Annotated in this window: 16 protein-coding genes; 4 read left to right on the top strand and 12 right to left on the bottom strand. The window is 37.8% G+C overall.

The genetic code is table 11. The features are described from left to right. Positions 1-25: 25 nt before the first annotated feature. The 10 genes from G322_RS0106620 to G322_RS0106575 form a co-directional block, all read right to left on the bottom strand. A complete protein-coding gene (locus G322_RS0106620) occupies positions 26-1126 on the bottom strand; it encodes a flagellar basal body P-ring protein FlgI (RefSeq protein ID WP_022941026.1) in 1101 nt (366 codons plus the stop codon). 21 nt (positions 1127-1147) lie between these two features. Then, positions 1148-1831 (bottom strand): flagellar basal body L-ring protein FlgH, encoded by a 684-nt coding sequence (flgH, locus tag G322_RS0106615; protein WP_022941025.1) that lies wholly within the window; start codon positions 1829-1831, stop codon positions 1148-1150. Positions 1832-1842: 11 nt separating this feature from the next. Next, complete coding sequence (flgG, locus tag G322_RS0106610) at positions 1843-2631, bottom strand: flagellar basal-body rod protein FlgG (protein ID WP_022941024.1); 789 nt, start codon at positions 2629-2631, stop codon at positions 1843-1845. 41 nt (positions 2632-2672) lie between these two features. Beyond that, positions 2673-3419 (bottom strand): flagellar basal body rod protein FlgF, encoded by a 747-nt coding sequence (locus G322_RS0106605; RefSeq protein WP_022941023.1) that lies wholly within the window; start codon positions 3417-3419, stop codon positions 2673-2675. 166 nt (positions 3420-3585) lie between these two features. Then, entirely contained in the window at positions 3586-4980 is a 1395-nt protein-coding gene (flgE, locus tag G322_RS0106600; RefSeq protein WP_022941022.1) for a flagellar hook protein FlgE, read from the bottom strand. Positions 4981-4992: 12 nt separating this feature from the next. Continuing rightward, positions 4993-5685: a flagellar hook assembly protein FlgD gene (locus G322_RS0106595; RefSeq protein WP_022941021.1), complete on the bottom strand. Its 693-nt coding sequence runs from the start codon at positions 5683-5685 to the stop codon at positions 4993-4995. Positions 5686-5695: 10 nt separating this feature from the next. After that, positions 5696-6115: a flagellar basal body rod protein FlgC gene (gene flgC, locus G322_RS0106590; protein WP_022941020.1), complete on the bottom strand. Its 420-nt coding sequence runs from the start codon at positions 6113-6115 to the stop codon at positions 5696-5698. 20 nt (positions 6116-6135) lie between these two features. Further along, complete coding sequence (gene flgB / locus G322_RS0106585) at positions 6136-6537, bottom strand: flagellar basal body rod protein FlgB (RefSeq protein ID WP_022941019.1); 402 nt, start codon at positions 6535-6537, stop codon at positions 6136-6138. A 501-nt stretch (positions 6538-7038) separates the two neighbouring features. Next, positions 7039-7869 (bottom strand): CheR family methyltransferase, encoded by an 831-nt coding sequence (locus tag G322_RS0106580; RefSeq protein WP_022941018.1) that lies wholly within the window; start codon positions 7867-7869, stop codon positions 7039-7041. Positions 7870-7886: 17 nt separating this feature from the next. Next, positions 7887-8819 (bottom strand): chemotaxis protein CheV, encoded by a 933-nt coding sequence (locus tag G322_RS0106575; protein WP_022941017.1) that lies wholly within the window; start codon positions 8817-8819, stop codon positions 7887-7889. Between the two features lie 117 nt (positions 8820-8936). Here G322_RS0106575 and flgA point away from each other — a divergent pair, with 117 nt between their 5' ends. The 3 genes from flgA (at position 8937) to flgN (ending at position 10476) form a co-directional block, all read left to right on the top strand. Beyond that, positions 8937-9626, top strand: a complete 690-nt coding sequence (gene flgA, locus G322_RS0106570) for a flagellar basal body P-ring formation chaperone FlgA (protein ID WP_022941016.1) — start codon at positions 8937-8939, stop codon at positions 9624-9626. Between the two features lie 97 nt (positions 9627-9723). Beyond that, positions 9724-10035 carry a flagellar biosynthesis anti-sigma factor FlgM gene (gene flgM, locus G322_RS0106565; RefSeq protein ID WP_022941015.1) on the top strand — a complete coding sequence of 104 codons (312 nt, stop codon included), beginning with the start codon at positions 9724-9726 and terminating at the stop codon, positions 10033-10035. 21 nt (positions 10036-10056) lie between these two features. Then, positions 10057-10476 (top strand): flagellar protein FlgN, encoded by a 420-nt coding sequence (gene flgN / locus G322_RS0106560; protein WP_022941014.1) that lies wholly within the window; start codon positions 10057-10059, stop codon positions 10474-10476. Positions 10477-10605: 129 nt separating this feature from the next. Here the strand turns inward: flgN and G322_RS20075 are convergent, their stop codons facing one another. After that, the gene (locus G322_RS20075) at positions 10606-11058 is read right to left on the bottom strand and encodes an LPP20 family lipoprotein (RefSeq protein WP_022941013.1); all 453 of its coding nucleotides are present in this window, start codon (positions 11056-11058) and stop codon (positions 10606-10608) included. A gap of 63 nt (positions 11059-11121) precedes the next feature. After that, the gene (locus tag G322_RS20070; RefSeq protein WP_022941012.1) at positions 11122-11904 is read right to left on the bottom strand and encodes a FlgO family outer membrane protein; all 783 of its coding nucleotides are present in this window, start codon (positions 11902-11904) and stop codon (positions 11122-11124) included. Positions 11905-12104: 200 nt separating this feature from the next. Here G322_RS20070 and G322_RS0106545 point away from each other — a divergent pair, with 200 nt between their 5' ends. Next, positions 12105-13253: a flagellar assembly protein T N-terminal domain-containing protein gene (locus G322_RS0106545; protein WP_022941011.1), complete on the top strand. Its 1149-nt coding sequence runs from the start codon at positions 12105-12107 to the stop codon at positions 13251-13253. The last annotated feature ends 136 nt before the right edge of the window (positions 13254-13389 follow it).

Below are 13389 nucleotides of genomic sequence, written 5' to 3'. Positions count from 1 at the left end.
CCTGATAACGACTAACAAATAGCCTCTATATAATAATTAATTCACCTTGCAAAGCACCCGCTTGCTTCAGCGCTTCTAATATAGCCATCAGATCACCCGGTGCAAGGCCCACTTCATTAACGGCACGTACTAAATCATTCAAGCTAACACCCGTATCAAACTTAAACATACGACTATCCTCTTGAGTAATATTAATGGTGCTGCTCTCCACCACTTCAGTATTGCCACCAGAAAATGCATTAGGCTGTGATACCTCTCTATTTTCACTAATAGTGACACTAATACCACCATGGGTGATTGCCGTTGGTAATAGTTTTACATCCTGACCGATGACAATCGTCCCCGTACGTGAATTAACAATTATTTTAGCCCTGCCTCGCGCAGGCTCGAAGGTAAGATTTTCCAATGTTGATAAATACGAGACACGTTGTGAAATATCACGCGGTGCTAATACCCTCACCGAAGTCGCATCTAGCAATGAAGCGGTATTAGGCCCCACTAAGTTATTAATAGTATCAGCCAAACGTTTTGCGGTTGTAAAGTCAGACTCATGCAAATTAAAAGTGATGCTGTCTCCTTGTGAGAAAGGTGAAATAACTTCTCGCTCAACAATCGCACCATTAGAAATTCGCCCAACAGTGGGGGTATTAATCATGACTTTTGAACCATCCGCCCCTTCAGCGCCTAAACCGCCAACCACTAAACTTCCCTGCGCCAAGGCATAAACCTTACCATCAACCCCTTTTAAGAAAGTTTGTAATAACTCACCACCACGCAAACTTTTTGCTTCACCAATGGCAGCCACCGTGATGTCAATTTTTTGACCACGTTTGGTAAATGCTTTTAACTCCGCAGTAATAGCAACAGCAGCCGTATTTTTAATCTTTAATTTTTGCCCAGCTGGCATATTAATGCCAAAATTACGCAACATAGTCGCAAATGCTTGCTCAGTAAATTTACTGCTTTTTTCACCCGTTCCCGGTAAACCAACCACTAAACCATAACCCACCAATTGGTTACTACGCACGCCCTGCACACTGGCAACATCTTTAATACGTGCACCAAACGAGCTTGTTGCAAAGCTGAAAATAAGCAGACTAATTAATAATTTTTTAAATCGACACATAAGAAACTCCTAAATTTATCTTTATATCGGCCAATAAGGCCCACTAAAGAATGCAGTTAACCAACCTTGCTGTTGCGTATTCGCAAAATCCCCTGTGCCTCCGTACTCAATACGCGCATTGGCAACACGCGTCGATGAAACTGAGTTATCTGAGCGCACATCTTCCGAGCGAATCACCCCTTTAATACGCACATACTCTTCACCAGTATTAAGCATTAGCCACTTTTCGCCACGGATAACTAAGTTACCGTTACTTAAAACACGTACCACATTAACAGTGATGCTACCTTGCAGATTATTACTTTGATCAGCATCAGCATCTCCCTCAAATTTACTTTTTTGACCAATACCGATATTCCCAGCCGTCGTAGTAATAGGCGTAGATCCTCCTGTTGGAAGCGTGGCGGCATCGATGCTTAAATTATAACTATTTTTCTTCTCTTGACTACTGCCCGCTTTTTTACTGGCTGACGTAGATTCCTCTAAATACACGGTAATGATGTCACCGACACGGTGTGCTTTAATATCTGAATAGAGATTATTAGCGTAGTTATCTTGAAACATCGACCCACTTATTACTACATCTATTCCTGGTTCAACTGGTTCAACTGGTGCAAATTCAGGGTCATTTTTCACTTCAACATCAGGTAACGTTGTACAAGCTGTTAGTGTTATTAAAGCAATGAGAAAAATAAATTTAACCATAAATCCTCCGATTATAATTGCTGACTCACGTAAGAAAGCATTTCATCAACCGCCGAGATAACTTTAGAGTTCATCTCGTAAACACGTTGACTTTCAATCAGGTTAACCAGCTCTTCTGTGACATTTACATTAGAAGTTTCTAACATACCTTGACGCAAGAACCCCATACCATCTGCACCCGGTACCCCCTGAAGCGCAGCACCACTTGCTCCCGTTTCTGCATATAAGTTTTCTCCCATCGGTTCAAGCCCCGATGGATTAACAAAATCATTCACATTAAGCTGACCAACGACTTGGTTCTCTACTTGGCCATTAATACGCACAGAGACCTCACCTTCAGCACCAATACTGATTGATTGTGCATCATTGGGGATCTGGATTTGTGGCAATAACGGATAACCAGAGCCAGGGGTTACAATAATCCCATCTTCATTGAGTTGAAACTGACCATTACGGGTAAATGCAGAGCTACCATCTGGCATCTCTATTTCAAAAAAACCACGCCCATCAACCATAATATCAAGCGAGTTATTGGTCGTCAGTACATTACCTTGAGAAAAATTCTTTTGCACCGCAACAACCTTCGCGCCAGAGCCAATCATTAATCCTGAAGGCAGTTTGGTATTTTGCGTTGCATTCGCACCCGGCTGGTTGATATTTTGATAGAGCAGATCTTCAAAAACGGCACGACTCTTTTTAAAACCAATAGTACTCGCATTTGCCAAGTTATTAGAGATGGTTGCTACATTGGTTTGCTGGGCATCTAACCCTGTTTTACTTATCCATAAAGCGGGATGCATAAATTTCTCCTTAGATTATTTTAAAATAGATGAGTATTGTTCTATACAACACGTAATAGAGATTCAGAACTTTTATCTATCTCTTCCGCATTTTTCATCATTTTTATCTGCATTTCAAAATGTCGTTGTAAGTTAATTAAACTGGTTAATTCACTACTTAGGTTCACGTTAGATGCTTCTAACGTACCACTTTCTATCCGTACATTACGATCTAGTTCAGGCTCAAGGCCATCACTGCGTCTAAACAGACCATCTTCACCACGTATGATATCTTTTATATTGGGGTTAACTAATTTTATCTGTCCGACGTCCTCCATTGCATCTGCAGGCGCACCAGCAGGGCGAACCTCAACCATGCCATCTTGACGAATATTAAATTTTTCAACGGGTAACTGGATATAAATAGGGTTGCCTTGAGTATCTAAAACATCATTACCCTTATTATCAACCAGAAATCCATTGTTATTAATATTAAGCCCACCAGAGCGGGTCATCGCTTCCCCGCCTAATTCTGATTCAACAACAAACCAACCATCCCCTTTTATCGAGATATCTAAATCACGCCCTGTAGTTTGTAATATGCCACTCTCAAAATTTTGTCCCGGTTCTTCTGTTACAGAGAAAACACGAGAGGGTAACCCCTCACCATAAACTTGCATGCTACGCGCTTGCTCAAAACTGGCTTTAAAGCCTGTTTTATTTGCATTAGCGAGGTTATTAGCGTGAATAGCTAAAGCATTCATACTCTCTTTGGCACCTGACATTGAGATATATAGAAACTTATCCATCTAACATTCCTTAACCGAGATAACTCGACATACAATTTAAAAGTGGTCTAACGTCTACTAAGAAGAAATGCAAAAGGTATGCCAATAGTATTTAATTATTGCTATAAAAACAAAAATGCACCCTTTAAAGGTGCATTTTCAGTGGTTAACTTATTGAGGTAAAAGATTATCTGATCTGTAAGATCGTTTGTTGCAAGGTATTATTAATCTCTAGTGCTCGTGAGTTTGCTTGGAAGTTACGTTGCGCGGTGATCAAATCAACCAACTCCGTCGTTAAATTGACGTTTGATTGTTCAAGTGCTGCTGAGTTAATTGCACCAAATGAGCCCGATGCTGCTTCACCCGCAATCGGTTCGCCAGAGTTTTGTGATGCAATCCAAGACGAGCCTGTCTGTGACAAGCCCTGCTCATTACGAAAACGCACAATAGCAACACGTGATAAAGGCTGTGAAGTACCATTACTGTAGGTCGCTTTCACTAAACCATCTGTACCAATTTCAACACCCGTTAAGCGGCCCACGGTTAAACCATTTTGCTCTAACGCGGTTACTTCAAATGCAGAAGCAAACTGAGTTGGATCTTTAAAGTTGAGTTTAAATGCTTGTTGTGCGTCCGCACCAGGAGCGAGTACACCCGCACCAGGGGGAGCCCCTAAAGGTTGAAAATCTAAGTTAGCAGGGTTACTGCCAGAATAAGCACCAACAGAGTCAAATGTTAACACTACCCCCGTATATGTCACACCATTTTTGATATACTCCGCTTTTTTAAGTGGCCCACCATCAGGCACACCATCGCCATCAGAATCAATATCATATTCACCTGAGGTGACTACATTTCCCGCTTTATCCCATGCATTAACTGGTTTATCACCAACCGTGACAAATGAGATCCATTGATTGGTATCATTGAAAGATGCATTCTCTGGCTTGATGTAATAAGTCGTTGTTGTATGTGCTTCACCAAGGGAATCATAAATGGTGACGGCTGTTGCATTATTATAAGTCGCAGGATCATCAGGATCAAAATTAGCAGGATCTAACGCCGTAGCGTTAGCGGGTAAATTGAGTGTAATACCAATCTCATCGGTCATGACAGGTGTACCTGCTGTTTCTGGAATTTGAATTGGCTGTGTGGTGCTTAAGCTGACCGAAGAAGAGGTGCCATCCGGATTAACAGGAAATGCTTGCAAATAGTTACCACTATTATCAACAATAAAATTTTCATTATTAAGTTTAAAAGTACCTGCACGCGTATAGCTTAAGTTACGATCGGTTAAATCGCCTGCCGTCGCAAAAAAACCACTACCAGTAATGGCTAAATCCAGTGGGTTTTGAGTGAATTTCAAACTACCTTGATGGAATTGTTGCGCAATTGCAGCAATAGAAACACCATCACCCACTTTAGTTTTACTATTCGAGAATAATGAATTTGCATAAACACTATCAAATTCAGCACGTGATTCTTTAAAACCAACCGTACCCACATTGGCAATATTATTAGCCGTTGAATCTAAATCTTTCTGTGCGGCTGATATTCCACTTAATGCAATATTAAAAGACATAATAGTTTCCTCTTATTTGTTTTCTGCAACTTCAATTGCATCTGAAAGTTTAATACCACCTAACCCTTTTAGATTCAGGTGTACACCCGCTTGCCCACCACCTAAACTTACACTTTCAACATGTGCATAGGTGGCAATTATTAACTCTTCACCTTTACCGTTTACTGTACCATTCGCTTTCAAGGTATAAGTATCTTCTGGTAAACGTTCTCCCTCTTTATTCAAGCCATCCCAAGAGAAACGTTTATTGCCTGCTCCAATATCACCCAGATTAATGGTACGTACAACAACGCCTTTACTATTTTCAACGCTCACCATGACGCCATAAGCCCCTGTTTTACTATTAATTGAACCCGACAAATTACCCGTTTCAGCAAGGTAACCTTGGTTACTTGGGATTAATACTTTTTTACCAACTAACGAGGATGCTTCCAATGCCTGACTTGAACTTAATAAATCTTTCATGCCTGCAAATTCATTACCCATTGTAGTTATCCCCTCTGCCGTGGTAAATGATGCCATCTGTGCAATCATCTCTGAGTTATCAACTGGCTTGAATGGGTCTTGATAAGCAAGTTGTTGCGCAAGCAATGAAAAAAAATCTTCTTGCTTTAAGGTTTGTTTTGCATCGATCTCTTTATTAGCATTAATTTGATCTTGCGTTAATGGGGTAGTGAGATTCAGCAGCGAATTAATTGCCGTCATATGTTACTCCTTAGCTTTTGCCCATTTGTAATGTGCGGCTTAACATCTGCTTTGCTGCATCTGCAATTTGTACATTTGTTTGATATGAGCGAGAGGCACTGATCATATTGGCCATCTCCTCCATCACATTAACGTTAGAGTGATATATAAAACCATTTTCATCTGACTTAGGGTGATTCGGAGCATACTCTCGATTGAGTGGCGCGGCACTTTCAACAATCCCCATTACTTTTACGCCAACACTGCTACCTAACCCGCCTTTGGCCCGATTAAGCTCAGCAGCAAAAATAGGATGACGCGCTTTATATGTCTCTTCGCGATTACTACTCACGCTGTTTGCATTCGCTAAATTACTGGCAGTGGTATTTAAACGAAGAGATTGTGCACTCATGCCCGTTGCTGAAACATCTAATACTCTTAATAAACTCATAATTATTCTCCTCGTACCAACTATTGGCCTTTAATCGCTTTGCGCAGACCAGAAATCTTACTGTTTAAAAATTCCAAACTTGCTTGATATTCCAAACTATTTTTCATAAACAAGTTACGTTCAACTTCGGTATCAACGTTATTACCATCACCGGTATCAGGCTGATTACTGATGCGGTATAACTCACCTGATTGTGCCATCGAAAATGATTGAGCAAATTTATGGCTTTCATGAGTACGATTTAAAAACACACCAGAGCGTGATCTTGCATTCAAAAGTGCATCTTTAAAATTGATATCACGCGCTTTATACCCAGGGGTATCGGCGTTAACAATATTTCCAGCGAGCACTTCCGTGCGACGAGCACGAATACCAATGGTGTACTGATGAATTCCAAATGCTTTTTCAAAGTTAATCGCCATAAATTTCTCCTCTGCAATAAACAATGCAAAGGGTGTGCCAATATAGAAGCAATCAACAGATAATAACGAAGCAAAGCGTTAGACCATTTCCAATCATTAACTGTTCATATTGATTATTAGAATGTACTGCTTTCGTAGCATCAAGCGTCAGATGAGACTAAAGTCTGAAGCCCCTACAAAAAACAATATAAAATCAACAGGTTAATATGATTCATTGATTCACATCAGGGTAGAACTTCAGTCCTGCTTTGATTTTTTATAAATAACCAATCGCAAGTTTGTTGAAATGCCTAAATATGCATATTAACGTTAGCCTGACCCCGTTATAGCTTGTTTTAAAAGGTATTTTAGCTTTAAAAGTTGTAGGGACCTTTCAGACTAAAATATTGCATCCAAAAGCGATTACATATTTATTGGATTTGTTATAAATAGTAGGAGTATTTTAAACTGGAGAAGAAAGAGGCAATAATTGCCTCTTTCAGGAAAAGAGGCATGAATAAATTAGCTTTTAAGTTTGTAAACTATACCAGGATTACAACGGATCATATCAAATTTATCAGTAAGCCCTGTTAATGACTCAGAGGCTCCTAGAATTAAGTAACCATCAGGATTTAATGCACTAGCAAACTGATTTAAAATTTTGGATTTAACATCACTAGAGAAGTAAATAAGCACATTACGACAAAATATAATATCGAACTTACCTAATCCTGTATAAGTATCTAACAAGTTGTAGTTTCTAAAACTTGTTAGATTTTTAACTTCAGGTTTCACTTGCATCTTACCCGAGCCATCATTAACAGAGGTAAAAAACTGCCTTTTTCGTTCATCAGATAAACCACGCGATAAAGCAAGTGTATCGTAAATACCATTTTTACATTGCGCTAACATGGTATTAGAGATATCCGTGCCTATAATCTGCACATTCATCCCTAAAACTGCTTTTTGCTTTTGATACTCTAATGAGGTCATCGCAATCGAATAGGCCTCTTGGCCTGAAGAACTCGCAGCGGACCATAACTTAATACTTTTTTTCTTCTGTAACAGTTCAGGATAAATTTTCTTAGCGAGCAACTCAAAGGGATATTTATCACGAAACCATAACGTTTCATTAGTGGTCATCGCGTCAATTACAGCGGTTCTTAGCTCTCTATTTTTATAACTCATCGATTGCTGAATGAGTTCAGAGAGTTTTACAATAGAAAACTGGGTCATCAAAGGAATTAACCTACTTTTTACCAAATACTGTTTATTGGCACCGAGTACGATGCCACACTGCACTTCTAAGAAGTCGGAAAATTGCTTATATATGTCATCAGAAAGCGCTCTCACAAATAGTTTCTCACTTATTAATTATTTTGGTCATCTAAATTGATCACCTTTTGTACTGCGGTTGCTAATTCATCAGGGTTAAATTTTGCAATAAAATCATCAGCCCCTACTTTTTCGACCATCGCTTGATTAAAAATACCACTTAATGAAGTGTGTAAGATAACATGTAAACCCGCTAGATCAGGATCTGCTTTTACCTCAGAAGTTAAAGTATAACCATCCATTTCCGGCATTTCTACATCTGAAATCATTAACGCATAGCGGTCTGTAACAGGTTGTGTTTTAGAAAGCTCTTTTAATAAGTCTAATGCTTCTTTACCATCATTTACCATGTCACATTCAATACCTAATGCAGAAATAGCACGCTGAATCTGTTTTCTTGCCACCGATGAATCATCAGCAACTAAAATTTTCTTATTGCCCATTTTTTCTTGAATATTTTCATCGATAACATCAGCGGTTACCTCTGTGTTCACTGGTGCAATTTCATCAAGTATTTTTTCAACATCTAATATTTCAACTAAAGAACCGTCAATATCAGTCACTGCAGTTAAATAGTTATAACGTCCTACGCCATTTGGTGGCGGTAAAATATTTTCCCAATTAATATTAATAATACGCTCAACAGAGCCCACTAAGAATCCCTGAATAGAACGGTTATATTCAGTGATAATAATGAAACGCTCTTCGATATTATCTATCTCTCTGCCTCCTGTTGCTAAATTCATATCAATAACAGAGATCGTTTGTCCTCTAATATGTGCAATGCCACGCACTGAAGGGTGTAACTTAGGAAGAGTGGTTAATGGAGGGCACTGTAAAACCTCTTTTACTTTAAAAACGTTAATTCCATAACGTTGAATACCGCCTAATTTAAACAATAACAATTCAAGTCTATTTTGTCCGACCAATTGAGTTCGTTGATTTACCGAATCTAACACGCCTGCCATATTCTATTCCTTATCTCTATAGGCATTTACAAGCAAATCGTTCTATAATACTGGTATTTACATGGTTTAAATCATGTAATTTCGCAATGATAACTCACTCCGAATAGGGCCATTATTTTGATACGTTTTGTTTTACTTTTTATTAGTTTAGGCTGCTCTTACAGTTTTGCTGAGACTAATTACCGAAAAGAGCTAGAAAATTTTGCTCAAACACTTGTTTTTGATAAATATCATTCACTCTACTCATTACAAGAAGATGAGCAACTACACCTAAAAGTCGCTTCTCTTGATAAACGAATTAACTATCCCAGCTGTCAAACAGGATTAATGGGAGAGATCGTCAACAATAAAATAAAATCAACTACATCGGTTAAAGTGAGTTGCTTAGATGAAAAAAGATGGGTCACCTACATTCGTGTAAAAGTAAATGTATTAGCACAAGCAATTATTGTAAGTCGTTCATTAAGTAAAGGACAAACACTCAACCACAACAATATAAAATTAGTTTACAAAAACAAATCCCACATTCGTAATGGCAGTTTCAACACATTAGAATCACTCTATGGTACACGTTTAAAACGTAATTTATCAGCCAATAAAATAATTAAAAATAGAGATATCTGCTTTGTTTGTAAGGGCGACAAGGTAACTATCCATGCGAGCAAAGCAGGACTATCAATAACAACCTATGGTATTGCGCTAAGTGATGCCAATATTGGTGGCACAGTAAGGGTTAAAAACAGCACGACTCAGCGTATTGTTGTAGGAACCGTTTATGCATTAAAAAAAGTAAACGTTTCCTTTTAGAAATAGTTACTCTTTTTATAAAATAAAAGCTAAAATAGCTAAAGAAATAATTAAGTGTGCCGACATTATTAATATGTAATCTTTTTGGAAGATAATTATGAGTATAAATATCAATCGCCAAGCGACACAAAAAAACATTGTTATTGAACAAAATAGGACTCAAAAACAACAAGAGGTGCGCAAACAAAGTATTGATAATACAGGAAAAAACCAAGACTCTGTGCAGTTAACCGCGCAAGCAAAAAGTTTAAACAAAATGCAATCACCAAGTGAACCGCAAGTGAACAAACAGCGAATTGAAACACTGAAAGCTGCAATTTTAAATGGTGATTACAAAATAAATACTGAACGATTGGCTGAAAAACTCAGTAAATTTGAAGGTGATTTTGGAAAAGCATTTGCCCAATAAATTTAAAATAAAATAGAACCTATGTTACAAACACAACTATCACAACAATTAAAAAACCTTGCCGAACTACAAGCCACACTTGCAGAGGAGAAACGCTGTTTAACAGAAAAAGACTTTACCGCCTTTAATGATACGCTGTTTAATAAACAAAAATTACTACAGAGTATTGCCACGCTTGATAAACAACTTAGCACAGAAATAAGCCTTGAACAGATAAAGCAAAGTAAAGAACTAACCACCCAGAAAAAAAATCTAGAAATACAGCTACAAAGTTGTCAAAAACTTAATAGCGTCAACGGAAAGTTAGTTGAGTTGAGTATGAAAAGTAACAAACACCTTATGCAATTGATAACACAAGCGACAGGTCAAAATAGCGTTACGTACGACCAGAAAGGGCTACTCAAGGGTGGCAGCTTACTCGGTAAAAACATCCAAGCTTAATAAAAAACATCGTAATCGTACCGTCTTGATAGTGTTAACTTACTCACTAAAAACACCAAACTAAAAATGCCTATTTATACACTACTAACGCGTTGTCTAATAACGAAACATTCAAATTAAATAATACAGCTAGTAATAAACGGTCTCTTGCACTTTAATAAGTGCGCCTTGTGACGGTTCAAATTCAGTATCCTTTAACAGAGGTAAGGTCTGCATATCGAGCTCTAATTCAGTAATATAAACATCTCCCTCATTATAACTTCTTAATACGTGCGCCCCTCTCACTACGCCTTCAACCTTCGCTTTGATCCTGTCATTCTGTAATACCGCACCATCAGTACTATTATCAGCAGTTAATAGCACACCATATATTTGCTCTGCCATCTCTTTATACGCTTCAAGTTTTGAAGCTTTGATCGCATTTAACATTTTCAGGTCAAAACTATCGCCAGATTGTGCCTCAATAGGCGCATAACCTACCGAGGTAAATACATGTTCAGCTTTATAGATAGGTACTTCAGTAATGTTACTGCAAGCAGATAAAAAAGGGAGTGCAAATAATATAAAGGGATATAATTTCATAACATTTTCCTTACTTAGTTATTGGCTATAACCAAGCAAGAAATAAGCCAATAGATGATATAATTATTTAACTAAACGGACTTGTGCTTTTTTTTGCTCGGCAAAGCGACTATCACGCGCATAATATTTTTTATTACTATAATCATACTGCCCTCCCACAAACATACTATGTGGCACAAAGGCACTACTCGTTGACTCCACCAAGTTTGAATTTGCATTAACAATACGTATATTAAGGATCATCCCCTCTTCGTTGCGTGACATTGTGCCAGTTAGAATACGTTGCACATCTAAATTTTTATTAAGTTTTGTCCAATCACGCGTTAGTGCAAACTCACCCGCTTCGGTTAATTGAATATTGCCCGTTAATTTAAAATCAATAACACGCAAGTGGCGAATATGTAACTCATGAATCAACTGCTCTGAGATTGTCTGCCCCAGCCAGTTAGTTACTTTGTGGTCATTTAGATCAACAATAGAAGTTAATGCAATTGTTTCATTATGATATTTTTTCGGGAAATTATAGAGTAGCTGATCAGCCATTTTGCTCACTACTTCCGATAAAATTAACGACTTTTCACCATTAAATGAATACAGATGCCCATATCCATTTGACTCTGTTTGCACACCTGATGTCTCCCGATTTACATCACTCACTTCTTTTTCAACATCCGCCTGACTAAAAGAGTGAGCAATGTAATAATAAAGATAATCATCACTATTTTTACGTGTAGATTGCACTTTTTTCTCCTCTTCTACGGTAGGCTCTGTTTTTTCAGTATCATTTATCGTACTACAAGCTTGCAGTAAAAAGAGTGTCGCGCCAACGAGTAATAATTTTTTCATAGAGACCTACCTTGGAGAATACGATTATTTATAACTTTTTATCGGCATAAAAAATAATAACTTTAGTCATGAAGTAGATAAATGGTAAATATATTTTAAAATCATGGTTTGAATCTTGCTTGTCTATTTATATCAGTTGTTATATCAATATAAATACTGAGATAACTCGCTAATCGCTTAGACTTAATAAAGGTGACTCCATGAGCAGATATATTTTAATTTTTTTCGCCCTATTCTCAATAGGGTTGCAAGCTCAATGGTTTGAATCATCAGCCACAACGATTGTACTTAATGGTGATTGGGACCGCGCACGTGAGCGCGCATTAAAAAAAGCGGTCAAAAACGCACTTATTTTCTCTGGTGGAGCAATTTCAAGTCTACAGCAGGTAAGCAATGGCGTGTTAGTGGAAAATAGGTTACTTCTCAATAGCGAAGGAGAGATAAAAGCGTTAATAATAGTAGACGAGAAAAAGCAGGGGGATAGCCTCAGAATCAGTATTAAAGTAGATATTCAAGCCCCCGAAAAAGCCTGTTATAGTAGTCGTTTTCCAAAATCCATTGCAATAACACGCTTTAAATTAAATACACCAGAGCAAGCCACAGATGGCAATATTTTTACCATTAACAAACAGATAACCCAAACACTTTTTAGTCAGTTAAAGCTTTCTCCACAAAGCCTTAATGTACGCCAGTTAATTGACTATCCAGTAAAGTTAGGTGAGCAATATCATGACAACAGGCAAGCAGACACACTCTACTCACTGGCCACAAAAACAGATAGCCAATTTCTCATTTATGGTGAAATCAATGATATATCCGTCAAATTTCAAAGTAAAAATTCATTTGGATATTGGTTAAGCAATCCAGATCGCCATTTTTATCTCACCATCTACCTTTACGATGCACTACAAGGACAACTGCTTTCAACAAAACAATACCGCACAAAAGCACCATGGCAATATAACAAACATGAAACAGCCAACTTACAAAGCAAACTTTTTTGGCAACGAGATTATGGACAAGCAATCATTGCGTTACTTGACGATGTCACCATTGATATAGAGCAACAACTGCAATGCCAACAGCCCACCGCTAAAGTTGTTTCAGTAGAAACAAATAGCCTGAAAATTAATTTAGGTAAACGCAACGGTCTTAAAAATGACACTATTTTATCACTCTTTTATTCTAGCAATTACAAAGACCAATTTGGTATTGAGCGCAGTTCAAAAAGCCAATACCAGGGCGCAATGAAAGTCATTGAAGTAGAAAATAATAGTGCTGTTTTGCGCACCTTAGATAATATCCCCCTTGGTAATATTCAAATTAATGATTTAGCCCGCATTGAATAGTTGATATACTTAGGAGATACTTAGCATTAAACGCTAATACCAATTACAGTAAATAGCTAATCTATTTTACTGGTTAAAATAACTCACTTCTGCGTTGTAAGTTTTGTAAAGGGAACAACCATTTACGTCAACTTAC

It is taken from the genome of Psychromonas hadalis ATCC BAA-638, from assembly GCF_000420245.1.
Classification (GTDB): Bacteria; Pseudomonadota; Gammaproteobacteria; order Enterobacterales; family Psychromonadaceae; genus Psychromonas; species Psychromonas hadalis.
The sequence above is the reverse complement of the archived record's forward strand: the minus strand, read 5'-3'. Positions and strand labels throughout refer to the sequence as shown.